Origin of the sequence: uncultured Alteromonas sp., from assembly GCF_963976965.1 — a bacterium.
GTDB lineage: Bacteria > Pseudomonadota > Gammaproteobacteria > Enterobacterales > Alteromonadaceae > Alteromonas > Alteromonas naphthalenivorans.
In genome coordinates, this window is sequence record NZ_CAXBMP010000021.1 from 1 (window position 1) to 24276 (window position 24276).

Annotated in this window: 26 protein-coding genes; 11 read left to right on the forward strand and 15 right to left on the reverse strand. The window is 44.3% G+C overall.

Annotated features, from left to right (window positions below; translation table 11 throughout):
- The first annotated feature begins 182 nt into the window (after nucleotides 1-182).
- From AAC006_RS14990 to AAC006_RS15005, 4 genes are all read left to right on the forward strand, one after another.
- Complete coding sequence (locus tag AAC006_RS14990; protein WP_126873945.1) at nucleotides 183-1097, forward strand: M14 family metallocarboxypeptidase; 915 nt, start codon at nucleotides 183-185, stop codon at nucleotides 1095-1097.
- A 67-nt stretch (nucleotides 1098-1164) separates the two neighbouring features.
- A complete protein-coding gene (locus AAC006_RS14995; protein WP_126873944.1) occupies nucleotides 1165-1395 on the forward strand; it encodes a hypothetical protein in 231 nt (76 codons plus the stop codon).
- On the forward strand, nucleotides 1395-1568 hold the full coding sequence (locus AAC006_RS15000; protein WP_126873943.1) for a DUF1289 domain-containing protein: 174 nt from the start codon (nucleotides 1395-1397) through the stop codon (nucleotides 1566-1568). The genes AAC006_RS14995 and AAC006_RS15000 overlap by 1 nt, the downstream gene beginning before the upstream one ends.
- 258 nt (nucleotides 1569-1826) lie before the next feature.
- Complete coding sequence (locus AAC006_RS15005) at nucleotides 1827-2765, forward strand: tRNA-dihydrouridine synthase (protein ID WP_126873942.1); 939 nt, start codon at nucleotides 1827-1829, stop codon at nucleotides 2763-2765.
- A gap of 66 nt (nucleotides 2766-2831) precedes the next feature.
- Here the strand turns inward: AAC006_RS15005 and AAC006_RS15010 are convergent, their stop codons facing one another.
- The 3 genes from AAC006_RS15010 to AAC006_RS15020 form a co-directional block, all read right to left on the reverse strand.
- Nucleotides 2832-3812: a hypothetical protein gene (locus tag AAC006_RS15010; protein ID WP_041452557.1), complete on the reverse strand. Its 981-nt coding sequence runs from the start codon at nucleotides 3810-3812 to the stop codon at nucleotides 2832-2834.
- 79 nt (nucleotides 3813-3891) lie between these two features.
- A complete protein-coding gene (locus AAC006_RS15015; protein WP_013784798.1) occupies nucleotides 3892-4077 on the reverse strand; it encodes a hypothetical protein in 186 nt (61 codons plus the stop codon).
- A 68-nt stretch (nucleotides 4078-4145) separates the two neighbouring features.
- Nucleotides 4146-4802, reverse strand: a complete 657-nt coding sequence (locus tag AAC006_RS15020; RefSeq protein ID WP_013784797.1) for an arylesterase — start codon at nucleotides 4800-4802, stop codon at nucleotides 4146-4148.
- Nucleotides 4803-4819: 17 nt separating this feature from the next.
- On the opposite strand from AAC006_RS15020, the gene AAC006_RS15025 reads away from it, so the two are divergent.
- On the forward strand, nucleotides 4820-5518 hold the full coding sequence (locus AAC006_RS15025; RefSeq protein ID WP_013784796.1) for an ABC transporter ATP-binding protein: 699 nt from the start codon (nucleotides 4820-4822) through the stop codon (nucleotides 5516-5518).
- 15 nt (nucleotides 5519-5533) lie between these two features.
- Complete coding sequence (locus AAC006_RS15030) at nucleotides 5534-8056, forward strand: FtsX-like permease family protein (RefSeq protein WP_126873941.1); 2523 nt, start codon at nucleotides 5534-5536, stop codon at nucleotides 8054-8056.
- Between the two features lie 297 nt (nucleotides 8057-8353).
- On the opposite strand, the gene AAC006_RS15035 is transcribed toward AAC006_RS15030, so the two are convergent.
- Nucleotides 8354-9250 carry a TIGR01777 family oxidoreductase gene (locus tag AAC006_RS15035; protein WP_013784794.1) on the reverse strand — a complete coding sequence of 299 codons (897 nt, stop codon included), beginning with the start codon at nucleotides 9248-9250 and terminating at the stop codon, nucleotides 8354-8356.
- A gap of 58 nt (nucleotides 9251-9308) precedes the next feature.
- Nucleotides 9309-9677 (reverse strand): dihydroneopterin triphosphate 2'-epimerase, encoded by a 369-nt coding sequence (folX, locus tag AAC006_RS15040; RefSeq protein WP_126873940.1) that lies wholly within the window; start codon nucleotides 9675-9677, stop codon nucleotides 9309-9311.
- Nucleotides 9678-9752: 75 nt separating this feature from the next.
- On the opposite strand from folX, the gene AAC006_RS15045 reads away from it, so the two are divergent.
- Nucleotides 9753-10796, forward strand: coding sequence for an AI-2E family transporter (locus AAC006_RS15045; protein ID WP_126873939.1), 1044 nt, complete (start codon nucleotides 9753-9755; stop codon nucleotides 10794-10796).
- Here the strand turns inward: AAC006_RS15045 and AAC006_RS15050 are convergent.
- The 3 genes from AAC006_RS15050 to AAC006_RS15060 are packed head-to-tail and all read right to left on the reverse strand — an operon-like array spanning nucleotide 10793 to nucleotide 13066.
- The gene (locus AAC006_RS15050) at nucleotides 10793-12118 is read right to left on the reverse strand and encodes an ATP-binding protein (protein ID WP_126873938.1); all 1326 of its coding nucleotides are present in this window, start codon (nucleotides 12116-12118) and stop codon (nucleotides 10793-10795) included. The two genes, AAC006_RS15045 and AAC006_RS15050, sit on opposite strands and share 4 nt — an antisense overlap.
- Nucleotides 12115-12789, reverse strand: a complete 675-nt coding sequence (locus AAC006_RS15055) for a response regulator transcription factor (RefSeq protein WP_013784790.1) — start codon at nucleotides 12787-12789, stop codon at nucleotides 12115-12117. Before AAC006_RS15055 ends, AAC006_RS15050 begins: the two co-directional genes overlap by 4 nt.
- Nucleotide 12790: 1 nt before the next feature.
- Complete coding sequence (locus tag AAC006_RS15060; RefSeq protein ID WP_013784789.1) at nucleotides 12791-13066, reverse strand: PepSY domain-containing protein; 276 nt, start codon at nucleotides 13064-13066, stop codon at nucleotides 12791-12793.
- Nucleotides 13067-13608: 542 nt separating this feature from the next.
- Between AAC006_RS15060 and AAC006_RS15065 the strand changes: the two genes are divergently transcribed.
- Entirely contained in the window at nucleotides 13609-14073 is a 465-nt protein-coding gene (locus tag AAC006_RS15065; RefSeq protein WP_013784788.1) for a pyridoxamine 5'-phosphate oxidase family protein, read from the forward strand.
- 517 nt (nucleotides 14074-14590) lie between these two features.
- Here AAC006_RS15065 and AAC006_RS15070 read toward each other — a convergent pair.
- From AAC006_RS15070 to AAC006_RS15100, 7 genes are read right to left on the reverse strand one after another with little or no spacing between them, the layout of a single operon-like run.
- Nucleotides 14591-14890, reverse strand: coding sequence for a YciI family protein (locus AAC006_RS15070; RefSeq protein WP_013784787.1), 300 nt, complete (start codon nucleotides 14888-14890; stop codon nucleotides 14591-14593).
- Nucleotides 14891-14901: 11 nt separating this feature from the next.
- Complete coding sequence (trpA, locus tag AAC006_RS15075; protein WP_013784786.1) at nucleotides 14902-15711, reverse strand: tryptophan synthase subunit alpha; 810 nt, start codon at nucleotides 15709-15711, stop codon at nucleotides 14902-14904.
- Nucleotides 15711-16892: a tryptophan synthase subunit beta gene (trpB, locus tag AAC006_RS15080; protein ID WP_013784785.1), complete on the reverse strand. Its 1182-nt coding sequence runs from the start codon at nucleotides 16890-16892 to the stop codon at nucleotides 15711-15713. Before trpB ends, trpA begins: the two co-directional genes overlap by 1 nt.
- A gap of 15 nt (nucleotides 16893-16907) precedes the next feature.
- On the reverse strand, nucleotides 16908-18305 hold the full coding sequence (trpCF, locus tag AAC006_RS15085; protein WP_013784784.1) for a bifunctional indole-3-glycerol-phosphate synthase TrpC/phosphoribosylanthranilate isomerase TrpF: 1398 nt from the start codon (nucleotides 18303-18305) through the stop codon (nucleotides 16908-16910).
- Nucleotides 18298-19329 (reverse strand): anthranilate phosphoribosyltransferase, encoded by a 1032-nt coding sequence (trpD, locus tag AAC006_RS15090; RefSeq protein WP_126873936.1) that lies wholly within the window; start codon nucleotides 19327-19329, stop codon nucleotides 18298-18300. Before trpD ends, trpCF begins: the two co-directional genes overlap by 8 nt.
- Before the next feature lie 4 nt (nucleotides 19330-19333).
- Nucleotides 19334-19951, reverse strand: a complete 618-nt coding sequence (locus AAC006_RS15095; RefSeq protein WP_126873991.1) for an aminodeoxychorismate/anthranilate synthase component II — start codon at nucleotides 19949-19951, stop codon at nucleotides 19334-19336.
- 8 nt (nucleotides 19952-19959) lie between these two features.
- Nucleotides 19960-21582 (reverse strand): anthranilate synthase component 1, encoded by a 1623-nt coding sequence (locus AAC006_RS15100; protein ID WP_126873935.1) that lies wholly within the window; start codon nucleotides 21580-21582, stop codon nucleotides 19960-19962.
- Nucleotides 21583-21866: 284 nt separating this feature from the next.
- Between AAC006_RS15100 and AAC006_RS15105 the strand changes: the two genes are divergently transcribed.
- The 3 genes from AAC006_RS15105 to AAC006_RS15115 all read left to right on the forward strand — a co-directional run bounded on the left by AAC006_RS15105 (nucleotide 21867) and on the right by AAC006_RS15115 (nucleotide 24276).
- On the forward strand, nucleotides 21867-22751 hold the full coding sequence (locus tag AAC006_RS15105) for a PHP domain-containing protein (RefSeq protein WP_126873934.1): 885 nt from the start codon (nucleotides 21867-21869) through the stop codon (nucleotides 22749-22751).
- Between the two features lie 82 nt (nucleotides 22752-22833).
- Nucleotides 22834-23454: an L-threonylcarbamoyladenylate synthase gene (locus AAC006_RS15110; protein ID WP_013784779.1), complete on the forward strand. Its 621-nt coding sequence runs from the start codon at nucleotides 22834-22836 to the stop codon at nucleotides 23452-23454.
- Between the two features lie 9 nt (nucleotides 23455-23463).
- Nucleotides 23464-24276 carry a ScpA family protein gene (locus tag AAC006_RS15115; protein WP_126873933.1) on the forward strand — a complete coding sequence of 271 codons (813 nt, stop codon included), beginning with the start codon at nucleotides 23464-23466 and terminating at the stop codon, nucleotides 24274-24276.

The window sequence follows — 24276 nt, forward strand, 5'->3', positions numbered from 1 at the left end:
GGACACCGCCCTTTCACGGCGGTAACAGGGGTTCGAATCCCCTTGGGGACGCCATATCGTTAAGCCAACCTTCGGGTTGGCTTTTTCGTTTCTACAGCTTAATTCCTGCCGTTCTTATCGATATTCCACATACAAACTAATACCAACTTGATAATATAGCCGTGTTAACAAAGAGGTTATTTATGCAAAATTATCCTATCGGCACGCCAGGAAAACCTTGGGGTGAAGAAGAGAAAGAAGAATGGAAACAGCGCCAAACGATTAAGCGTTCGTATAATGATGAAGTGCTTAAGCAGTTAGGCAGTATTCCTGAAGGGTTTGAATTAAAGCAGTATGGCGCGTTGCCTTACGATGAGTCTCGATACCCTTTGTATGCCGTAACTCCTGAAGGTATGCCTAAAGATATTGATGCAACCAAGCCTGCGGTGCTAGTTACTGGAGGGGTACATGGGTATGAAACCAGTGGTGTACAGGGCGCGCTTCAGTTTATCAATACTAAATTAAGTGACTACGCAGAAGATTTCACCATCATTGTCGTACCGTGCGTTAGCCCTTGGGGTTATGAGACTATCAATCGTTGGGATCAGTATGCGTTAGATCCTAATCGTTCATTTTACCCTAATTCTCCGGCACCTGAGTCAGCCCAGCTAATGGCATTTGTTGAATCGTTGAACTTACCATTTTCATTGCATGTCGATTTACATGAAACCACTGATACGGACAACAGTGAGTTTAGGCCTGCATTAGCAGCAAGAGATGCAACGACTCATGATAATTGGAATATTCCTGATGGCTTTTATCTGGTGGCTAATACCCAGAATCCACAAAAACAATTTCAGGAAGCTATTATTGATGCAGTTAAGCAAATAACTCATATCGCGCCTGCTGATGAAAGTGGCAAAATTATAGGTGCTGACTTACTGTCTGAAGGTGTGATTTGTTACGACAAAAAAGCATTGTATCTTTGCGGTGGAATGACAGATGCAGCTTATGTAACCACAACAGAAGTTTATCCTGATAGCGCTAATGCAACGGCTGAAAATTGTAACGCTGCCCAAGTGGCTGTAATCACCGCAGCGTTGGAATTTATAAAATAGACGTTTAGATGTTTGAATGTTTAGACGTCTAGATGTATAGTTAAGCCTTCTCGATGAGGAGGCTTACGTGTTTACATTTTCTGCATTAATTTATGATGGTTATAAACAACAACTAGTGACGGGGGATTATGAAGATAAAACCCAGTTCGACGCATTTTTAAATGCGAAGTTCGGTGTGCATCTTTGTATGTGGAGCGCCAAAGAACCTACGCAAAAAGTAATTGATGCTATGTTACATGCCTCTCCCGTCGCTAAAGATAATGCCAGTAATAAGCCAAACCTTAAGGCCAAGTATTAGTGACTATAGTTTCACTCTGTATTGCCAACTGTAAACTTGACGAAGACGATGTATGCACCGGATGTAAGCGCACCATCAAGGAAATTACCAACTGGTCGAATTACAGCACACAGCAAAAACAAAACATCCTCACCCGCCTAGAACAACAAAAGTTGGACACACACTCAAGTTAAGGTTGGACAGTCACTCAAACAACAAAAGTTGGACACACACCTAAGTTAGGATTGGACAGTCACTCAAATTTGGACAGTCACTCAAATTTGGACAGTCACTCAAATTTCTCCCAGTAACGCATTAATATGTATAAAATCGGACAGTCAAAAAAACGTACACAAACTCTGCTCGACACTTAAATAGCATGGTCATATAACCCGCACTTTGCTACACTCTCGCGCCCATTTTAATCACTCATTTTTAGCGAAATTTTAGTTATGAAAATCATGCTGGCGCCTATGGAAGGTGTTGTCGACCATTTAATGCGAGATATGCTTACTCATGTGGGTGGGTTCGATCAGTGTGTAACTGAATTCGTTAGAGTAGTGGAGCAAAAACTTCCCAATAAAACCTTCTACAAACTATGTCCCGAACTACATAATGGCGGCAAAACCCCTAACGGCGTGCCTGTGCGCGTGCAATTATTAGGGCAGCATCCACAATGGCTGGCAGAAAATGCTCATACTGCGGTTGATTTGGGTTCACCGGGTGTAGATTTAAATTTTGGCTGCCCTGCAAAAACCGTCAATAAAAGTAAAGGCGGGGCGGTTCTGTTAAAAGAAACCCAAGCTTTGTATGACATCGTAAAAGCGGTTCGTGATGCCGTACCAGCCTCACAACCTGTATCAGCTAAAATTCGGTTGGGATTTGAAGATAAATCTCTTGCCGTAGAAAATGCTATCGCTATAACCGAAGCGGGCGCATCTGAGCTAGTTGTGCACGCCAGAACAAAGACGGAAGGCTATAAGCCGCCAGCTTACTGGGATTGGATCGCTAAAATAAAGCAAAATACCGATATTCCATTAGTGGCCAATGGCGAAATATGGAATGAAGAAGACGGCAAGCGTTGCCAGGAGCAATCCGCCTGCACCAACTTAATGGTAGGTAGGGGGGCACTTGCCATGCCAAACCTAGCAAGGTGTATTCGTGATGGCGAACCGCCTATGGCATGGGAAGATGTGGCCGCGTTGCTTATCCGCTATTCGGGCTACGAAATCTACGGCGATAAGGGCAAATACTACCCAAACCGAATAAAGCAGTGGTGTGGCTATTTAAAAAGGCAGTACCCTGAAGCTGAATTATTGTTTAACGACATCAGGCGATTATCAAAATCACAAGAAATTGTAGATGTATTAGCCAGGCAAGCCTCACACTAGACTATTTAAAACATATCAACCGTGGTGTTTTGTTGATGTCGCTTAAAAAAACTAAAACCTAAACGTCTATTGAAGATATCTTCTGGCATTAGCTATGTTGGGTTTTCTGCCATATTCGCAAGCTGATGCAAACACGCAAATTCGCTCAGCAGAGCCAATAGGGCCTGTAAATTTCCTTTCTAGTTTGGTTGAAAGGGTAATCCATGAATTATTAGAGAGTTTAAGTCTGTCCAAGATAGGCTTCATTTTCTGAGGGATAGCACCCTTCTTGTCTGGTCGCATAACGCGACCGGTTTCATCTACAAGCACTAAGTAGTCGCTCAATTTGAAAGGTAGGCTTATTTCATTAACCGGAACTTGGTCATTAAATGGCATAAGCCGAGCAGGTACTTTGTTTACTTTCAATGCGTTAATTCTGTATTGAATACTGGTAAAGTTTGATTGTTCTGATGTTTTGGCTATACCGGCTCGGATGGGGTTTAAATCGGTATAGGCCATGGTTACCGCTAGCGCATTCTCCGACAATATTGCTTGGCTCTTAAATCGGCGCTCCCAAAAATATCCAGTACATTCATCTTCTTTGTTAGCTTTTCGCGCAATAAATTCATTAAGCAGGCGCATAAACCAACTTACGCTATATAGCCGATGCCGATAAATTTCGCTTAATTCTTCAACTTTTTGAAGCTCTACTTCAGAAAGTGAACCTCGACTTTCTTCATCGAGATACCGTTGGACTAATGAGGGGCAGCGATAAAAAGACTTCCACCGAAGTAACACTTCATCCATGCTCCAGTGTTCAGCTCTCGCTTTCGCTATATGCACCACAACATGGGTATGATTGTGCATTACTGCATAGGCACACAAGTCAATCGCGAAGGTTTTCGTGAGCCTATGAAGTCTATCTACAATCCACTGTCTGCGATGGTTGTAGTTTTTGCCAGTAATAGCATCAACGCCACAAAGGAAAGATTGCCGCACACAACGTGATGTGCAGTGATAGTAGGGTGTAACTTCTAAATTGACTTGCTTGTAACGAGGTAGCGGCATTTCCATATCTCCGAGTGGTTCGGAAATAATTATGCTGGAAATGCGGTAATAAACTACTGTGCTTAGGGCGGGTTTTCAATTAAACGTAAGTGTCGATACGGGAACCCACTCTACTGTCAGAGGCAGGAGCCGCTTGTTGCGTCTGTTGGGGCGCACTTACTTCAGTTTGCTGACTAGCACGTTGTTGAACCTGTCGTTGAGGTTCTTGTTGTGGCGACTGAAGTACATTCGATACTGGCGTTGACGTTGATGATGAAACGTCCATAACAATCTCCAAATTAAGTTGTTACTTGTTTTCGCATTTACATTCTAAGTTTAAGAGCATAGCACACGTTATTGATTATTCATGATCAAAGGCGTCAGTTTTTCGAACATAAATTCGACAATCATAGGCTGAGCTTTTGCGTTAGGGTGAATACCATCACGTTGCATCAAGTCTTTTTGAAGTGCTATGTCCTCAAGAAAAAAAGGAATTTTTGTAACTTCATGTTGCTCTGACACGGTATCAAAAGTGTCGCTAAACATTTGTGTATAGCGTTTACCGTAATTAGTGGGTATCTGCATGTCTTGCACAAAAACGGTTGTATTGTCCGATTTTGCTATGCTAACAATTGCGCTCAAGTTGTTCCTAATCTTACTGATACTGTGCCCTTGCAGGCCATCATTACCACCAAGTTCTACTAAAATATGGCTTGGCGTATGTTGTTCAATTAACCTCGGAAGCCTAGCTAAACCGCCATCAGTGGTCTCACCGCTTACCGCAGCATTTACAATATCGATCGATATATTCTCGTCACGCCAGCGTTTTTGTAACAAACTCACCCAACCTTCTTGTTGATCTAACCCATAAGCAGCAGATAGGCTGTCACCTAGAATCAGTAATTTAGCTGAATTATTGGGGACGATGGTATCGGTCTGATCTGATAATGCAGATAACGGTATTAATAAAAGCAGTGTGAACAAAACGGCGCTGCGAAAACGATAAATCACGAATTAATGACCCCTATATGATAAAAACATCCAAAGTAACTAAGTCTGTAAATACGAGCGAAGGTAAGCTTGAGATCCTTCATCCTATCTCTTTTGAAGTCAAGTCCGGTGAGTCCGTTGCCATTATTGGTGCGTCAGGTTCAGGAAAATCTACTCTGTTGGGGCTGTTGGCCGGCTTAGATGAAGTTTCCAAAGGCGAAATTCACCTTGATGGTGAACCACTGCATACCATGGATGAAGAGGCTCGCGCTGTACTTCGGGGGCAAAAAGTAGGGTTTATTTTTCAAAGCTTTATGTTAGTGCAAAGCTTAACCGCTATTGAAAACGTAATGCTGCCAGCCGAAATTGCGGGTTTAGATAACCCTAAGCAGATGGCGAGTAAGATTCTTGAACAAGTAGGCATTGGGCATCGCGCGAGTCATTACCCAAATCAACTTTCAGGTGGTGAACAACAGCGAGTTGCTATTGCGCGGGCTTTTATTACTTCACCTAAAATTTTATTTGCCGATGAGCCTACTGGAAACTTGGATGCAACAAACAGCCACAAAGTCGAAGAGCTCCTTTTCGCGCTCAATCGAGAGAAAGGTACAACATTGGTACTTGTTACCCACGATAACGAGCTTGCCGCTAAGTGTGACAGGCAGTTAACCATGCAGGCGGGTGTTTTGACAGAGTCGACCCCAGTATCGCCTCGTCAGCGCTCAGAGGCTGTTTAGATGGAGGCCCTATAAATGAGCATGACATCGACCTTGGCATGGCGATTGTTTCGGCATGAGGCGAAGCGCGGAGAGCTTACCATTATCTTGTTGGCAATTGTATTGTCGGTAGGCGCGGTATTGTCGCTGTCGTTATTTAGTGAGCGATTGCAAGGTGCGCTAAAAGAGCGTTCAGCGGCTTTTATCGCAGCTGATGCACAGTTGCGCTCTGATACACCCATTGATGAAACTTGGTTTCAGCAGGCTCGAGATGGGGGGCTTAACACGGCAAAGCAGGTGACTACTCGGTCGATGGTCTTTCATCGTGACGAAATGTCATTGGTGGACCTTAGGGCTGTAAACGAGAATTATCCGCTGAAAGGCACGGTTAATATTGCTGATGTACCTTTTGGACAAAAAGAAGCGGCAACAGATTTGCCCAAGCCAGGCGAAGTGTGGTTGCAGTCTCTGTTGTTTCAAACTCTGAAGCTTAGTTTGGGAGACAGTATTGAAATAGGCGATGCTGAATTCACTGTAACCAAAGTGTTGGTTGATATACCTGATGCAGGGTTCAGTGTATTTAACACCGATCCAATCGCTTTGATTAGACTGTCCGATTTGGATGCAACGGCTATAACCGGGCCTGGCAGTCGGGCACGTTACGTGGGCTATTTTGAAGGCGAAACTAGTGTTATTAGTAATTTTTACGACTGGCTCAGCCCTAAATTGCAAGATGACTTACATAATTGGCGTACCGTTGAAGATGACGAATCGGCCATTGGACGTTCGGTAGCCAGTGCTGAGCGGTATTTTTTATTGGCGAGTTTACTTGCCATAGTGCTTGCAGCGGTTTCCATTGCGGTGGCAGCCCAGCGTTACAGTCAACGTCATTTCGACCCTGTCGCTATCATGAAAACACTCGGTGCGACAAAGCAAGTCATTCGCCGTATCTATCTTCTTCAAATTCTATTTATTACTGGGCTAGGCATTATTATTGGATTAATAATGGGCTTCATTGGCCAGCAAGTTGTGGTGTGGTTAGTTGCTGAACAAGTTGATGTGGCGTTATCTATTTGGCATTGGCGGCCAGTGCTAATCGCTGTTTTCACAGGGGCAACCTGCTCGTTATTGTTCTCGCTTTATCCATTGATGCAGTTGTTTTCAATTCCTCCACTGCGTGTGCTAAGGCGTGATTTAAGCACTAATTTACGTTCTCGGACCATTCAGTATGTGGCCTCAGGCGGTGCGATATTTCTCTTGATGTGGATTTATAGCCAAGATTTGATGATCAGCCTTATTTTGTTTGGCTCTGGCGTGGTTTTAGTCGCGGGGCTGCTAGGCGCAACCTTTTTGCTGATTGCAGCGGGACGTAAATTCGGCTCAGGAAAAATGGGGCCTTGGCAGCTTGCTTGGGCGCGAATTAAACGCCGTTCAATGGAAAATAGTGTTCAGCTGATTAGTTTTTCAGTCACTATCATGTTGTTGCTAGTTGTATTGGTTATGCGCAACGACATGGTATCGCAGTGGCGCTCTCAGTTGCCAGAAGGTACACCCAATTACTTTTTGATTAATATCACTGGCGATCAAAAAACAGAATTGGACACACACTTCAAATCAAACGGAATTACCATCGAAGAGTTCTATCCTGTAATACGAGGGCGCTTCGTTGCAGTGAATGATGACAGTGTAAATACCGAAGTATCTAAAGAGGAAGATTCAAATACTGAAGGTAGACAAGGACTTGGACGTGAAGCGAATTTAACTTGGAGTAATTCGTTACAAAAAGAGAACGAGATTACCAGTGGTACATGGCATGGTGACAACCCTGATGCATTAGACGAAGGCGTATTCGCTGTTTCAGTTGAAACCGATGTAGGCGAGCGACTTGGTATTGAATTAGGCGATATGCTCACATTCAATGTGGGCAGTGAAATCGTTAAAACTAAGGTAACAAGTTTTAGAAAAGTGAACTGGCAAACCATGCAGCCTAACTTTTTCTTTGTTATTCAACCTGAGGCCATGGCGTCATTCAATCCTACTTACATCACCAGCTTCTATTTACCCGAAGCGCAGAAATCACAACTAACCACGTTGTTAAAGCCATTTGCGTCTATCACCATGTTCGATGTTGATGCGCGAATTAATCAGCTAAGAGATATTGTTAATCAAGTGTCGGTGGCCATTGAGTTTATCTTAGTGCTGGTGCTTGTAGCAGGCAGTTTAGTGTTAATAGCCCAGGTTCAAGCTAGCATGGATGAAAGACGACAAGAGCTGGCTATTTTAAGAACGCTTGGGGCGAAAGGCAGTTTAATTCGCAAAAGCGTGGTGTTCGAGTTTGTCATCATAGGTGTTGTTGCAGGTTTCATGGCAGCGCTCGCCAATGAGCTCAGCTTGTTTATGCTGCAAACCAACGTGTTTCAAATGACTGCAAGTCTTCACTTAGAGTATTGGGTAATTGCACCGATTGTCGGGGCAATTGTGGTGGGTGCTTTAGGTGCAATTGGCTGCTGGCGGTTACTTACCTTAAATACTTCGGCACTGCTTAGGAAGATGGTCTAAAGGATGTATAGCTGTTGAAAGTTAGGAAAGACCGTTTTAAAGCGTAAGGGAGATGAAAGCGGGATGAAAGGGACAGTCACTCGAAAATAAGTACAAAAATAAATCGGACAGTCACTCAAGTGAGTATCTGAAGTCGGTACAAATAGTCGTACGAGTCACTCGATTAAATGTTGCGATTAAATGTTGGACACACACTTAACTTTGAGTGTGTGTCCAATTTCGTTCTGTGTCCCATAAAGCCGGTTGGTTCAAGTTCAAGTTCGAGTGTGTGTCCAATCCTGTATTTGCTTCCGAACGTCAGTGCTTATAAATTGCATCCAACGCCCCTTGCAAAGTAGGGTAAGCAAACGTGTAGCCTGAGGTTACGAGCTTTTCAGGGAGCACCTTTTGCCCTTTTAAAATCATATCAGACGATTCACCCATCGCTATTTTTAATACAAAGCCTGGAACGGTAAACAAGCAGGGCCTTGAAAGCGTTGCCGCTAATGTGTGGGAGAAGTCTTTATTAGTTGTAGGAGATGGAGCCGTAAGGTTGAACGGCCCATGGCAACTATCATGTTCAAGTAGGTAAGCAATAGCTGACACCATGTCCTCAATGTGGATCCACGATAAATACTGTTCGCCATTTCCTATTTTGCCGCCTAATCCTAGTTTGAAGGGCAGTGCCATTTTCTCTAGTGCTCCGCCATTTTCAGCTAACACTACACCGGTTCTTAGCGTACAAACCCGCGTTTCGTCGCGGGCGACAGAGGTAGCGATAGCCTCCCATTTGGCACAAAGGTCGTGTGTGAACTCTTCATGAGGGGGCGTTTGCTCGGTAACATCAACACTACCTTTACTGCCATAAAAACCGATGGCCGAACCAGAAATAAATACAGGTGGTGGGGTGCCGGCACTATTGATTTTCGCGACAAGTTTAGAAGTAATATCCCATCGACTATCGCAAATTCTTTGCTTTTGCGTGTCTGTCCAACGTTTGTCGGCAATGGGTTCGCCAGCCAAATTGATGATAGCATCGAAAATTCCAATATCATCAATGTCACTCACATCTGAAACAAACGCTACATTGCTACCCAGCAGGTGCTTAGCTTTTTTTGGGGCTCTTGTTATGACAGTAAACTGATGCTCGCCTTTAAACTTTTCAATAAACGCGCTACCAATGAGGCCAGTGCCGCCTGACATTAAAATTTTCATACAATGTGCCTATAAGAATGACTATAAAAGTGCTTATCAAATGTCGCGCAAAAAACAATCAGCCGGTTTTATTGCACGAAAGCGTTAGCGACACCGAATCAGAAAATCGCAATGCATGCGGCTTATCCACCTCAACTTCGGCGTAACGTACTGATGAGTGTTCAGCAGCCAAGCTTAATACGTCGGCGGTGAGCTTTTCGAGCAATGAAAATCGGTTGTCCTCAACCAGCTTGATAATGGCCTTGGTAATCACCTTATAGTTTAGCGCGTCTTCCATATTGTCGCTGTCCGTCGCTCTTTGGGCATCGTAATCAATCTTCACATTAACGATAACGTCTTGTTTGTTGGTGATTTCATTTTCGTTAATACCAATATAAGTTCTCAATCTCAGGTTTTTAATTTTAATTGTGGCTAAGTTGAAGGTCATTGTATTCTCGTATTTGTAGTTATGTATAAGTCACTGTAAAGTGTCTGAGTTTTTTATTAGGAATGAAGCATAAAAATGTCCATGGAATTGCGCTCACCCATAGCGAAAGTACTTATTGTCCTCGCATGTTTAGTCGTTGTGATGGCGGGGATAAAGTCCGCTAGTACGATTATGGTACCTTTTTTCTTATCAATATTTATCGCTATTGCGTGTAGCCCAATAATTCATTGGACCGGACGTTTTGGTGTACCTAAATGGCTTTCTATTACTTTAGTAATACTAATAATTTTAGTCTTTGGATTTCTTCTTGCTGGTCTAGTAGGACAGTCTATGACGGAATTTAGAGAAAATCTTCCACAATATAGGGAACAGCTCGATACCGAATTTTCGTGGATTATAGAAAAGCTCGCACAATACAATATTAACGTTAACCAAGAACTGATTGCTACCCACTTAGATCCTGCCACCGCGATGTCGGTAGCGACCAATTTTATTAGTGGTATGGGCGGCGTATTGTCGAACTTATTCCTTATATTGCTAACGGTTATTTTTATGTTGTTTGAGGCAGACAGCATTCCAAAACGACTGCACATTGCATTGTCAGACCCCGACATGAAATTAAAACACATCGACCGTTTCATTCGTTCTGTAAATAGCTATTTGGCTATTAAAACCTTGGTGAGTTTGGGTACTGGGTTAATTATCGGTACGTGGCTTTATGTGATGGGAATAGACCATTTCCTCTTGTGGGCGGTATTGGCATTCATGTTGAACTTCATCCCTAACATAGGCTCAATAATTGCTGCCTTACCAGCAGTACTTATTGCTTTTGTTCAATATGGGTTAGCTTCAGCAGGCATGGCGGCGTTAGGTTTTGTTTTAGTTAATACAATTATGGGAAATATGGTAGAACCAAGGCTGATGGGTAAAGGCATGGGGTTATCTACTTTGGTGGTTTTTCTGTCTTTAATCTTCTGGGGATGGTTATTGGGTACGGTGGGAATGCTACTCTCTGTACCTCTTACTATGGTGGTGAAAATAGCATTAGAGTCTCGAGAGGAGAGCCAATGGCTTGCGGTGTTATTGTCTAGCGCGGGCGATAAAAAAGGGAAAGCTTAAACCGGAAACTTCACAATAAAGCGAGCGCCGCCAATAGGCGCGCGTTCGATAAGTAGTTTACCTTGGTAGATGGCAATAAGGTCGCTGACTAGAGCCATGCCTATGCCTTGCCCGTCGGCGTAAGTATCTAATCGGGTTCCACGCTCTAACAGGGCTTGTTTCTTATCTGAAGGTACGCCGGGGCCATCATCATCAATGGTCAACACAGCCCAATTTCCTTCGTTTTTCAGTGCAACTAATACCTTTGAGTCAGCAGCCTTACAGGCGTTATCTAACAGATTACCTACCATTTCCATAATATCGGTTTCGTCGGCTTTTATGGCGACATTGTTGATGGCTTCAATTGTTATCGATAATTGCTTATGCTGATATACCTTATCCATAGCGTTAGCCACTTTTTGTGTGATAGGTAACAGAGGAATAGCCGCTTGCCACCCCGTCTTACCAGCACTAGCACGTTTTAATTGGCGTTGAATAATTTGGTCAATTTGATTTAAAGATTCAACGGCTTGTTTGGGAAGCTTTTCAACCCCTAAAGCTACAGCCAGTGGTGTTTTTAAACTATGAGCAAGGTCACCTAAGCTGTTTTTATAACGAGCACGCTGCTGAGATTCAGATTCAATCAGTTCGTTGATTGACTGTTTCAATGGGTTAAATTCAACAGGGTAGTGGGCGTCAAGCTGTTGTTTCTGTCCGCTAGAGGTAAGTGAAATTTCGCTAATAAGCTTTCTTACTGGCATTAGCACAAGGCTGATGCCCACAATTATTAACACAAGCAAACCGCCGGATAAGATAAGCAACCAACGCCAGACCACCGATATAAAAGTTTCGCGCTCTTCATTAAACAGGTGTTTATTATTAAAAATATAAAAACGAACTGGCTCGAAGTTGCTTTCTGAGGCAAATTCAGCCGTAAAAGCGTAGGCGAAATAATCGGTATCATTGTCGAAATTGGCTATATACGATTCAACAAAGAGCTCGTTACCCACGTTCACGTTTAAATTCGGGGCAGGCAATGTGTAATCTAATGCTGAAGCCGACTGCCACACTACGTGACCGCGAAAAACAATCACACCCAAATAGCCAGAGCCAGGCAAGTTAAGTTGCTCCTCGTATAAAATCTCTGGCATAAAGGGAATGTCGTCATCTAGCTCGAAAGCCGAGAGTAACCCTAGGTTCATGAGTCTAAGTTCACTCATTTTGGCTTGGGTTAAGCTTGTGGTATAGGCGTCATCTAAAATAACCACAGTAAGCGGTGCAAATAGGGCAAGTACGCCCATCGCTAATAAAATGCTCCTTATTCTCAGCGACAGTTGTTTCATAGATTGCGGTTGATCCTATACCCACGTCCGCGTAGAGTTTCAATGGGTTTAAAGCTATTTTCTGGATCTAGCTTCTTACGCAATCGGCCAACAAAAACTTCAATGACGTTACTATCAAGATCAAAATCTTGATCGTAAATATGCTCTGTTAACTCTGTTTTCGAGACTACTTTTTGCGGGTTCAGCATTAAGTATTCCATGACTTTGTATTCGTACGCAGTCAACTCGAGGGGGGCATCATTTACAGTGATTTCTTCAGCGACCGTGTCCAGCGAGATAGGGCCGAACTGTATAACAGGATTTGCTTGGCCAGAGGCGCGGCGAATCAGTGCCTTAACCCTTGCCAGCAATTCTTCATTGTGAAAAGGTTTGGTAAGGTAATCATCCGCTCCTGCATCCAAACCTTCAACTTTTTCCTGCCAGCGATCACGAGCGGTTAAAATAAGTACGGGGCAGCGTATGTCTTCTTGCCTTGCATTTCGAATAACTTCGAAGCCATCCATTTTAGGTAGGCCGATATCAATAATAGCTAGGTCGTAAGCATACTCATTGAGTAGATAAAGCGCGTGCTCGCCATTGTCGGCCAAATCTACACTGTAGCCGTGTTGCTGTAATAGGCTATCAAGCTGGGTTAGAAGGCGGCTGTCGTCTTCAGCAATGAGTATCCGCATGTTAATCCTTTGAATTCTTCTTAGAGGTCTTCACTTTTCCAGAGCGCTTGTCTACATCAACAGAAACAACTCGCCCCGACTCCTTTAAAACTTTAACGCGGTATTTTTGGTTAGTCTGGCTTACACGAAGCACACGTCCAGATTCTGCCTGACGGGCACGTTCTACAGCTTGGCTTTTACTTAATTCACCACTTTTTTCCTGCTGCGCGAAGGCACTACCACCACTGCACATAAACAGTGTTAGCACTAAAGCCACAGCGCGAAGTGTATTCACCATATATCCTCACCAAAAAAGCAGGCAAAGCCCGATAGGAACCTAGTATAGAGACCGGAGCTGAACCATTACTGAATATCTGTGTAAGTCTACCTTGCCAAATAGTGCGTGTACATAAAGCGATAACAAGAATGATGTTAAGGGCTAATGAGGTTATGAATGTGGGACAGTCACTTAAGTTTACAAGCAATTCAACAAGGTACTAGATTGGACACACACTCCAATTTCAACTTTTCGGGTGACAAAAGATACTCGTACTTGAGTGACTGTCCAATATGAAGGGCTAAGAATAAATGGGCTTAAATTAAAGAGAGTGTCTAACTTTTCTTTCGAATTTAAGTGTGTGTCCAATCTTAGTCGGTGTGAAAAACTTACCGCAAGAGTGAACAGGTTATAGGTAGTAGTAGCAAGAGTTTTACTCTTTCACAAAGAACTCTGCCTATTCAGCCCCTATGTGGCCTGGCCTGTAGCGTCTAGAGATTTTCTGGCACGTAGTGTGAATTGTAATTGGGTAAGTTTATTCAAATGTATGCAACGGAGGCAATATGTCGCACGATATTAAAACGGCAATGTGGGAAGCTATGTCTAGCAGTCCAAATGTAATGGTAAGCCTTACTAGTAAAAACACGCACGCTGAACCAATGCGTGCCCAGCTCGATAAGCATGCTAATAGCGAGTTTTGGTTTTACACCACAAAAGATAATCGCATCGCTGAAGGTGGCGAAGCCATGGTACAGTTTTCATCAAAAGGGCATGACGTGTTCGCATGTATTCGCGGAACATTAGTTCAGGAAACTCGTCAAGATATTATCGACAAGTATTGGTCTAACGGCGTAGAAGCTTGGTACGAGAAAGGTAAGGACGATCCGAATTTACTCATGCTGCGATTTAATTTGGCGGATGCCGAGATTTGGGAGGCTGACCCATCCCTTAAAGGAATGTTTAAATTGATGACCGGCAAAACCATTTCACCTGATGAAATGGGCGAACACGATAAAGTGACTTTGTAGCTAGAATGCTCAAATGAGTGTGTGTCCAATTTAGACTCTAGCATTCAGTTAGCCGAAGACATCATTGGAGTGCCTGTCCTAAATTGAAAATGTTTTCGAGTGTCTGAATTTGCCAGAATATGAGTGTGTGTCCAATTTAGACTCTACAATTTAGACTCTAGCATTCAGTTAGCCGAAGACATCATTGGAGTGTCTGTCCTAAATTAAAAATGTTTTCGAGTGTCGGAATTTGCCAGAACATGAGTGTGTGTCCAATTTAGGTTTAGTCAGTGGAAAACGTAATTGGAGTGTGTGTCCAATTCAGATTCTCCAATTTAGATTCGCACACAAAAAAGCCTGAAAGGAATGCGTTAGCATTTCTCTCAGGCTTTTTTATGAGCGGTAATCAAGTTGAGTGCTCAATTGACGCTGGCTATTCATGAGGCCGAGTCAGTTAACATCACGATTGCTACTGTACCTTTGCTAGTTACAACAAAACGTAGAGTAGGTACAGGTCGATAACCGCTGAGCGTGACCGCTAAGGAAGCACTTTCTTGTAAGGTTTAACAATTACACTTTCGTAAACACCCGCTTCAATATACGGGTCAGCATCTGCCCAAGCTTGTGCCGCTTCTAGCGATTCAAATTCTGCAACCACCAATGAACCTGTAAACCCTGCTGGGCCAGGATCCGGGCTGTCGATAGCAGGGAAGGGGCCAGCTATAACTAACCTACCTTCATCTTTTAACGCATTTAAACGTGCTAAATGCGCAGGGCGGGCCGCTAAACGATTTTCCAAACTGTTTGCCACATCGGTAGCACAAATCATATAAAGCATATAATGACTCCTTAACCCTTAGCAGTAGCGGCTTTCATAGACTGCACAAACTCACCCAATGCACTTAGCATAGCATCGTTGTTGTCTAAGTTTGCTGCAATCAGGTTCACTGTAGCAGAACCAGAAATAGCGCCCGCTGCACCAGCATCAATGGCCGACTTTACTTGTGCTGGCGTAGAAATACCAAATCCAAGTAGTGGCGGTGCACATTTATGTGCCGTTAGTCGTGCAATCAACTCAGCGGCAGGAATTTCTACAGCAGTTTCAGCGCCAGTTACCCCAGCTCTACCTAACAAGTACGTATAGCCTTTCGAATACTCACCAATTTTTTCCATGGTTTCATCGGTCGCATTCGGCGGAGCTATCAAAATTTGTGATATTCCATTAGCATCAGCCGCTTTTTGGAATGGTGCTGCTTCACGAATAGGCACATCAGCAACCAAAATAGAATCTACCCCTGCATCGCTGGCTTTTTTATAAAAGCCATCGATAGACTGTGCCATCACTAGGTTGCTGTATAGAAGTAAACCAATAGGGACTTGTGGGTACTTACTGCGTACGCGCGCCAATAATTCAAAACATTTAGCTACTGTAACGTTGCTTTTGTGCGCACGAATACTCGCCGCTTGAATAGTAGGGCCATCGGCGATGGGATCTGAATAAGGAATACCAAGCTCTAGCGCATCAGCACCACTTTCAACCAATTGGCAAATAATCGCTTCAGATTGTGCTAAATCAGGGTCGCCTATCATCACGAAAGGAACAAAAGCGCCTTCATTTTTTGCGTCTAGGCGCGCAAACATTTCTGCATATCTTTCCATTACAGTTTGTCCCCTAAAATTTTGGTTACGTGAGCCAAATCTTTATCACCACGGCCAGATAAATTCACCACAATAATGGTTTCTTCTTCTGCTTCGTCGGCCATATTTAATGCGTGTGCTAGGGCGTGTGAAGACTCAAGCGCGGGAATAATACCCTCTTTACGTGCAAGCAATTGGAACGCGTTAAGCGCTTCTTCATCGGTAGCGGCAACGTACTCAGCACGGCCAGTTTCAGCTAAATAGGCATGTTGAGGGCCAACTGCTGGGTAATCTAATCCGGCAGAAACTGAATAGCTCTCTTCAATTTGTCCTTCTTGGTCCTGCATGATGAAAGTGTACGCACCGTGCAATATACCTTTAGTACCCGTCACAATAGTAGCGCCGTGCTCTTTGGTATGAATCCCTTTACCTGCAGGTTCAACACCTACAAGGCGTACAGAGGGTTCGTCGATGAAATCAGCAAACATACCAATAGCATTAGAACCACCACCTACACAGGCCACAACAGCATCTGGTAAACGGCCTTCTTTTTCTAGAATTTGTGCACGTGTTTCTTCGCCAATCATACGGTGGTATTCACGTACAATAGTGGGGAATGGATGAGGGCCCGCTGCCGTACCTAGCAGGTAATGCGCGGTATCGTAATTAGCAGACCAGTCACGCATGGCTTCGTTTACCGCATCTTTAAGTGTGCCTGAGCCAGCGTTTACAGGAATAACTTCTGCACCCATTAGTTTCATACGGAAGACGTTAGGCGCTTGACGCTCAACATCTTTTGCACCCATATAAATACGGGCTTTTAAGCCTAATAATGCGCATGCTAACGCTGTAGCAACACCGTGTTGACCGGCGCCCGTTTCGGCAATAACTTCGGTTTTGCCCATACGTTTTGTTAATAACGCCTGACCCAGTACTTGGTTAGTTTTATGGGCACCACCGTGAAGTAAGTCTTCACGTTTAAGGTATAATTTTACCTTAGGGTTGCTTACCAAGTTGCGGGTTAGCGTCATTGCTGTTGGGCGGCCTGCGTAATCTTTTAATAACCCCAAAAACTCTTCGTTGAAGCTAGGATCATCTTTCGCATCTAGAAACGCTTTTTCTAGTTGGTCCAGTGCAGGAATAAGTAGCTCTGGCACATACATGCCACCGAACTCTCCAAATTTTGTATCTAATTGATTCATGCGTTGTCCTAAGTGTTAATAGCGGCGACAAATTGAAAATAGCTCGGCTAATTTTTCAGCCGACTTTTCGCCTGGGGCACTTTCTACCCCTGAATTTATGTCGATGGTTGCACAACCCACGTCAATGCCTTGAGCAATGTTGGTTGCGTTAATTCCACCGGCTAGAATGATTTTTTGCTTGTTGGCTATATTGTCTAACAATCCCCAATCGAAGCTTTCTCCTGTACCGCCCTTGGCATTACCTACTTGGCAATCAAGCAGTACATAATCGATATTTTCATCTTCTAATAACTTAGGTAGCTGTTCAGGCAAAGCGCCTTTCACGCCTTTGGCTTGCCATATTTCACAACGTGACGGCAGGGCGTCTTTCAGTTTTGCTCGATATGTTGCATCTTCGCTGCCATGTAATTGAACGGCGGATAGCGAAAGCGTTGTAGCTAACTTAGCAACATGGTCTATGTCATGATTCACAAACACGCCCACGTAATCGCCTTCAACGGTTTCTACAATATCTTTTGCGACTGATTCGGCCACAAATCGAGGTGATTTTTCAGCGAAAATTAGCCCGCCCATGCTCGCGCCACTTTCAAAAGCAAGTTGGGCCTGTTCAACACTGGTTAACCCGCATACTTTTACCGAACCGTAAATTAAGCTTTGAACGGCGCGTTTCAAATTAGCTTGCGACATAAGTGCACTGCCTACCAAGAAGCCTTGACAAAGCGGGCTTAAGCGCAATACGTCTTCATGGGTATAAATACCCGATTCTGAAATTACCACAAAGTCGTGTGTGGCACTTTCCAGCATAGGTACCAAGTGTTCTGTGGTGGCTAAATCGGTTGATAAGTCGCGCAGGTTACGGTTGTTAATACCAATAATGTTTGCTTCAAGAGCAATGGCGCGACGCATCTCTTCTTCGTTGCTTACCTCAGTAAGAATATCTAACGACAAGCTATTGGCTACGGTAGCAAGTTCACGATACTGCACATCGTCTAACACGCTTAGCATGAGCAATACGGCATCGGCATTGTAATGACGCGCTAAATAAACCTGATAAGTATCAATAAAGAAATCTTTGTTTAATACAGGCTGTGCTACACGTTCTGTAACGTAGGCCAAATATTCAAATTTACCTTGGAAATACTTCTCGTCAGTAAGTACTGAAATGCCCGCCGCATAGGGTGTGTATGCGGCTAGAATTTCGTCTAGGTCGAAATGTTCGCGAATAAGCCCTTTTGAGGGGGAAGCCTTTTTGCACTCAAAAATAAAGCCAGCATTCGGTTCATTCAGTGCATCAAACAAGCTTTTGTTCGAAGGCACTAAATCTGCTTTAAAGCTTTCAAGCGGCAAAGCCGATTTTCTGGCATCAACTTCAATGCGTTTATCGGCAACAATTTTTTCTAGCACATTAGGCATCAGTGCTGACCTCCTGACTGATTTTGGCAACCTGGTTTAATACTGCCAAAGGTTTTGCATCTTTCATTGCTTGCATGGCCATCTCGGTGCCATCTTTAAATGAATCGGCGGTACCGGTAACTTTAAGTAGTGCGCCGCAGTTCATTGCAATGGCAGCGCGATGGGCTTCTTGGCCTTCACCGGCTAATGCAGCTTCAATGTATTTCTTGTTTTCTTCTGGCTCGCCGCCCTCAATGGCCGATAATGGGTATGAGGAAAGGCCAAAGTCTTCCGCGGTGACGGTTAACTTACGAATGTCACCATGCTCAAGATCGTAAATAAGAGATTCACCATGCAGAGCAAGTTCATCTAAGCCATCGCCGTGAACAATCATGGCGCGATGTTGGCCAAGAAGCATAAGGGTTTTTGCGTAAGGTTCAAGCAGTTCAGGGGAGTAAACGCCGAACACACCATGTGTTGGGCCCGCTGGATTGGCAAGTGGCCCCAGTATGTTAAACAAGGTTCTGGTCTTCAGGGCAGCACGGACGGGGGCTGCGAAACGCATGCCTGCGTGATATACCGGCGCAAAAAGAAATGTGAAATTTGCTTCATCTAAGCATTTTCTCGACAATTCCGGTGTAATTTCTAAGTTTAAACCGAATTGTTTGAACAGATCAGCAGAGCCAGACTTACTAGATACACTTCTGTTGCCATGTTTGGCCACTTTCACACCACATGCTGCTGCCACCACCCCTGCGGCGCTCGAAATGTTAATGGTGTTATGACCATCTCCACCTGTGCCAACAATGTCGGCAAAAGGATAGGTTGGTGCTGGGAATGGCTTGGCGTTGGCAACCATGGCACTGGCTGCTCCAGCAATTTCACCCGGAGATTCATGTTTAATTTTTAGTGCTGTGAGCACCGCGGCAATAACGGCTTCGTTTTGCTCACCGTGCATAATACTGTTGAACAACGTGTAAGCTTCGGTTTGAGACAGCGCCGATTGTTTGATGAGTTTTTCAAGTAATGGAGTAGCGTCAAACATGGCTTTATCCTTGTTGCGTTAAATAGTCGATGCTTTGCTTCAGCAGCACACTACCTTGGGCCGTTAATATCGACTCAGGGTGAAATTGAAAGCCTAGCATTTTATCAGTTTTGTTAAACACGGCCATGACGGTTTCAGTTCCATCATCGTTAACACAAGACGCACAGGGTTCAAGGGCGTCAGGTAGTGTTTGTGCGGCTAACGAATGATAGCGAGCTACATGTAATGGCTGTGGTAAGTCGGTAAACATGTCTTTTTCTGAATGGGTGATGGCAGAGCTTTTACCATGCATAACTTGCGTGGCGCGGCCTACAGTACCGCCATAATATTCAACAATGGCTTGATGGCCTAAGCAAATACCCAGTACCGGAAAAGTACCTGCTACTTTTTCAAGTAAAGCCGGCATACAACCCGCTTCGCTTGGTGCGCCAGGGCCTGGCGACAGCATTAGCAAAACTGGGCTTTTGGTGGCTTGTTCTAGCATTTTTTCAAATAACATATCTGCGCACACAGTGTTGCGATATACGTTTATTTCTAAATCAAGCGCACGTAATTCATCTACCAAGTTATAGGTAAAAGAGTCGACATTATCGAGTAAGAATAGGGTGGTTTTGTTGCTCATAGTCATACTCATGCTTGAGTCTCCGCTTCCGCTTTGAGTGCTGCGGTAACCGCGCTAATAACCGCTTGCGCTTTTGCACGGGTTTCATCGGCTTCAGCTTGTGGGGCAGAGTCGTAAACCACTCCAGCGCCTGCTTGAATGAAAGCACGGCCGTTTTTCACAAATGCCGAGCGAATAACAATACAGGTATCCATGTCACCTTGTCCGTTTATATAGCCTACTGCGCCGCCATAGCTACCACGACGTTTTTGTTCTACTTCACGAATCAGCGTAGCGGCACTCACTTTCGGCGCACCCACTAAGGTGCCCATGTTCATGCACGCTTGATAAGCATGTAGCGCATCTAAATCGTCACGAAGTTGGCCAACAACACGGGAAACAAGGTGCATAACATGAGAGTAGCGGTCTACTTTCAATAAGTCTTTAACAAAGCGGCTTCCCGGGCGACTTACTTTTGCCACATCGTTTCGCGCTAAGTCGACCAGCATGATGTGCTCAGACTTCTCTTTGTTGTCTTCACGCAAGTTAAGTTCAATACGACTGTCTAAATCGTGATTAATTGTGCCGTCAGGGCGTTTGCCGCGAGGGCGAGTACCAGCAATGGGGTAAATTTCGACTTGGTTGCTTTCGCTTTCATATTTAAGTGCAGACTCTGGTGAAGCACCAAATATAGTAAAGGCTTCATCTTGCATATAGAACATATAAGGGCTGGGGTTTTGTTCTTTTAAATGCGCATAAGCTAGAAGCGGAGAAGGGCAAGGCAGTGAGAATGTACGTGAAGGCACTACTTGGAAAATATCCCCTGCAAGAATGTGCTGTTTTAACTCAAGCACATTGTCACAGAATTCTTCATCACTTTTATCTACGTTTACCGAAATGTCTCCACCGATAACAGCGTCATCAATACCTGCGCCAGAAGTTAAAGTAGGTGTCTCAGGCATAGATTGCAATTGCTGGTGCAATGATTCTAAGCGCTGGGAAATTCCAAAGTATTGCTGGGCTACGTCTTCGCCACTAAACACGCTTCCAATCAAGTGGGTTTCGCGAGTTTGGTGATCTACCGTAATAAGCGTTTCAGCCAAGTAAAAAACGAAATCTGGACAATCATTATCGCCATCTTCTACATGAGGAAGCGATTCAAATCCCGCGAGCATGTCATAGGCAAATACACCGCCCAAAAAAAGCGCGTGGGGATGTTGACGAATAGGCGTGATTTTTTTCACGATAATACGCAAGGTATCCATTACGCTGGCAGACTTTAAACGGCTATCTTCATCTAACTGCGCATCAGCAGGTTCACATAATAAGGTGACCGATGTGTCGGTACTGTCAACGCATGTTACCCCATCAGGGCACTGAGATTTAAATATTGGCAACACGGAAGCGCCGTTTTCCGTAAGGGCTTTTACGTCAACGCGGTTTCCAGTGCACTCTAGGCGTAAAGCCGCTTGTACCATTAATAAACTTTGTAAATCGTCTTTCGAATCGATTTCTGCCGACTCTAATAACAACGCATTAGGACGTTCGGCACAAATGTGTGCGAAGGCTGCAAGAGGGTCGTCGATGTAATGCCCAACCTGCTCAATTGTTTCGACTTTGCCTGGGGTTGTGCCCAGTTCCGCTAAACTCATTTTTGCCACTCTCCGACTGCAAAAAGATAAAAAAAAGGCCCGTAAATACGGGCCTTTTGTGTTTTATTCACGCATAAACGCGCACACCACCCGTTAATCGAGGGAGTGCCACCACCAAGAAGCAATAGTTGTTACTGTTGTGATTGTCATTAATTGCATGAATAAACTCGTGTTTGGTTCAATCTTGTACGAACATCGATAGTTATCGAAGGCGTAAATCTGTATACTTGTGCGTATAGAAGAAAACAAATTCACCTTTGTGTCAACCAATTATTGAAAAGCCTTTGAAAATAGATCTCCACAGCCATACAAAATTCTCCGATGGGCACCTCACTGCAGAGGAGCTTATACTGCGTGCGCACACCATGCAGGTTGACGTATTAGCCATTACCGACCACGACACAGTGGCGGGATTAGAAACGGCGCATAACACGCAGGCGAAACAAAAAAGGCCGTTGAAAATTATTGACGGTGTCGAAATTTCCACCAATTGGCATGGTTTCGATATTCACGTTGTGGGGTTAAATGTTGATAGAACCAACCCAACATTTCTAGCGCAACTTGAAGGTCAGGCTCAAACTCGAAAAGTAAGAGCAGAAAAAATAGCGGAAAAGTTGGGCAAGTGCGGGTTTGAAGGGGTACTTCCTCGGGCCATTGCATTAGCCGGTGAAGGGCAGGTAACCCGCGCACATTTTGCACGTGTGCTGGTGAATAACTATGGCGTTGGCACCATGAACGCAGCCTTTAAAAAGTATTTAGGCAAAGGCAAGCGTGCAGCGGTGAAAGCAGAGTGGCCAAGTGTTGAAACTGCCATTGAGTGGATCCACGGTGCAGGCGGCCAAGCCGTGCTAGCACACCCCGTTCATTACGACATGACCGCAAAATGGCTACGTAGATTAGTTGATTTATTTGCCCAAGCGGGCGGCGATGCAATTGAAACTGCGTTTCCTGGTATTAGCAAAGACAAGCAAGCGCTGGTGAATGAACTCGCCGCTAGCCATGATTTATTGGCTTCGGCAGGCTCTGATTTTCACTTTCCATCACGATGGACCGAGCTAGGTAAGAATTTGGGTATTAGCAGTAACTTAACGCCAATATGGCACGATTGGCCAGTGGTTGAGGGGTTTGCTGACGCGGTGAACCAATCAGCACCTAGTATTAACGATTAGCGGCTAGTGGTTCGCAGCGTGGTATTAGCTGCCTTCTTTCGCTAAACAATAGCCAAGCAATAGGCATGAACAGGACATTATCATGAGTCAGTTTTTCTATATTCATCCTGAAAACCCACAGCAACGTTTGTTGAACCAAGCTTGTGAGCTTATACGTGAAGGGGCGGTAGTGGTTTATCCTACCGACTCTGGTTATGCCATTGGTTGTCAGATGGAAGATAAAAAAGCCTTAGAGCAACTATGCCGCATTCGAGATATTGGCAAAGACCACAACTTCACGCTCATGTGCAGAGATATGTCTGAATTATCTATTTACGCAAAAGTGGATAATACGGCATTTAGACAAATTAAAAATAACACGCCAGGGTCATACACCTTTGTACTAAAAGCCACCCGTGAAGTGCCCAAGCGTTTGCAAAATCCGAAGCGTAAGACCATCGGTATCCGTGTGCCTGATAACGCCATTGCGTTAGCGCTGCTTGAAACCCTTGGCGAGCCGCTTATGTCTACCTCGCTTATTTTGCCTGGTAATACCATGGCAGAATCAGATCCTGACGTTATTCGCGATAATTTAGAAAAGCAGGTTGGGGTTATTATTCATGGCGGGTATTTAGGCGAGCAGCCTACTACCGTTATTGATTTATCTGAAGATACCCCTGTCATTATGCGCCGTGGCACGGGCGATCCTGCCCCATTTGAATAGTGTGTACCGATGAGCAGTGAGCAATCGCCCATTCAGCAGCCGCTTCCGCTCGCATTTATTCATGGTGAGGCGTTAATAGAAAAGCCTGAAGACTTATTTATTCCGCCTGATGCGCTAGAAGTTATTTTAGAAACGTTTGAAGGGCCGCTCGACCTTCTGCTGTACCTTATACGAAAACAAAAATTCGATATTATTACCTTGCCGGTGGCGACAATCACTAAGCAATACATGGAATATGTCGATGCCATGATGTCGTTAAAGCTAGAACTAGCCGCAGAATACCTGTTGATGGCCGCTATTTTAGCCGAGATAAAATCACGGTTATTGCTACCTAAACGTAGCAGCGATAGTGATGAGGAAGAAGACCCTCGCGCTGAACTTATTAGGCGGCTGAAAGAATATGAACTCGTTAAACAAGCCGCTGAAGATTTGGATATTCAGCCTCGTTTAGAACGAGACATATTTGATACCAATGTGTTAGCAGCCGACAGTGTTGCGCCGGTACGAATTGAACCAGAGATAAGCCTAGCGGAAATTGTACTTGCGTTTAGTGGGGCAATGAAACGGGCGGCGGCATTTGAACACCATACTATTGCCCGTGAAGCCCTAAGTACGCGTGAGCGTATGTCGATGATACTCAATTTGATAAATGCCAGTGAATTTACACCACTTGAGGGGTTATTTACGGTGGAAGAGGGGCGCGCTGGTGTGGTGGTATGCTTCCTAGCTATTCTAGAATTGGTAAAAGAACAACTGATTTTTTGTATTCAGGCGGGTCCTTACGCCCGAATTCATGTAAAATTAGGCAGTAGCGTTGAGTAA

Coding starts and splice junctions, on each gene's coding strand:
- AAC006_RS14990 (WP_126873945.1), top strand. CDS start 183: ATGCAAAATTATCCTATCGGCACGCCAGGAAAACCTTGGGGTGAAGAA.
- AAC006_RS15005 (WP_126873942.1), top strand. CDS start 1,827: ATGAAAATCATGCTGGCGCCTATGGAAGGTGTTGTCGACCATTTAATG.
- AAC006_RS15010 (WP_041452557.1), bottom strand. CDS start 3,812: ATGCCGCTACCTCGTTACAAGCAAGTCAATTTAGAAGTTACACCCTAC.
- AAC006_RS15015 (WP_013784798.1), bottom strand. CDS start 4,077: ATGGACGTTTCATCATCAACGTCAACGCCAGTATCGAATGTACTTCAG.
- AAC006_RS15025 (WP_013784796.1), top strand. CDS start 4,820: ATGATAAAAACATCCAAAGTAACTAAGTCTGTAAATACGAGCGAAGGT.
- AAC006_RS15030 (WP_126873941.1), top strand. CDS start 5,534: ATGAGCATGACATCGACCTTGGCATGGCGATTGTTTCGGCATGAGGCG.
- AAC006_RS15035 (WP_013784794.1), bottom strand. CDS start 9,250: ATGAAAATTTTAATGTCAGGCGGCACTGGCCTCATTGGTAGCGCGTTT.
- folX (WP_126873940.1), bottom strand. CDS start 9,677: ATGACCTTCAACTTAGCCACAATTAAAATTAAAAACCTGAGATTGAGA.
- AAC006_RS15045 (WP_126873939.1), top strand. CDS start 9,753: ATGTCCATGGAATTGCGCTCACCCATAGCGAAAGTACTTATTGTCCTC.
- AAC006_RS15050 (WP_126873938.1), bottom strand. CDS start 12,118: ATGAAACAACTGTCGCTGAGAATAAGGAGCATTTTATTAGCGATGGGC.
- AAC006_RS15055 (WP_013784790.1), bottom strand. CDS start 12,789: ATGCGGATACTCATTGCTGAAGACGACAGCCGCCTTCTAACCCAGCTT.
- AAC006_RS15060 (WP_013784789.1), bottom strand. CDS start 13,066: ATGGTGAATACACTTCGCGCTGTGGCTTTAGTGCTAACACTGTTTATG.
- AAC006_RS15065 (WP_013784788.1), top strand. CDS start 13,609: ATGTCGCACGATATTAAAACGGCAATGTGGGAAGCTATGTCTAGCAGT.
- AAC006_RS15070 (WP_013784787.1), bottom strand. CDS start 14,890: ATGCTTTATATGATTTGTGCTACCGATGTGGCAAACAGTTTGGAAAAT.
- trpA (WP_013784786.1), bottom strand. CDS start 15,711: ATGGAAAGATATGCAGAAATGTTTGCGCGCCTAGACGCAAAAAATGAA.
- trpB (WP_013784785.1), bottom strand. CDS start 16,892: ATGAATCAATTAGATACAAAATTTGGAGAGTTCGGTGGCATGTATGTG.
- trpCF (WP_013784784.1), bottom strand. CDS start 18,305: ATGCCTAATGTGCTAGAAAAAATTGTTGCCGATAAACGCATTGAAGTT.
- trpD (WP_126873936.1), bottom strand. CDS start 19,329: ATGTTTGACGCTACTCCATTACTTGAAAAACTCATCAAACAATCGGCG.
- AAC006_RS15095 (WP_126873991.1), bottom strand. CDS start 19,951: ATGAGCAACAAAACCACCCTATTCTTACTCGATAATGTCGACTCTTTT.
- AAC006_RS15100 (WP_126873935.1), bottom strand. CDS start 21,582: ATGAGTTTAGCGGAACTGGGCACAACCCCAGGCAAAGTCGAAACAATT.
- AAC006_RS15110 (WP_013784779.1), top strand. CDS start 22,834: ATGAGTCAGTTTTTCTATATTCATCCTGAAAACCCACAGCAACGTTTG.
- AAC006_RS15115 (WP_126873933.1), top strand. CDS start 23,464: ATGAGCAGTGAGCAATCGCCCATTCAGCAGCCGCTTCCGCTCGCATTT.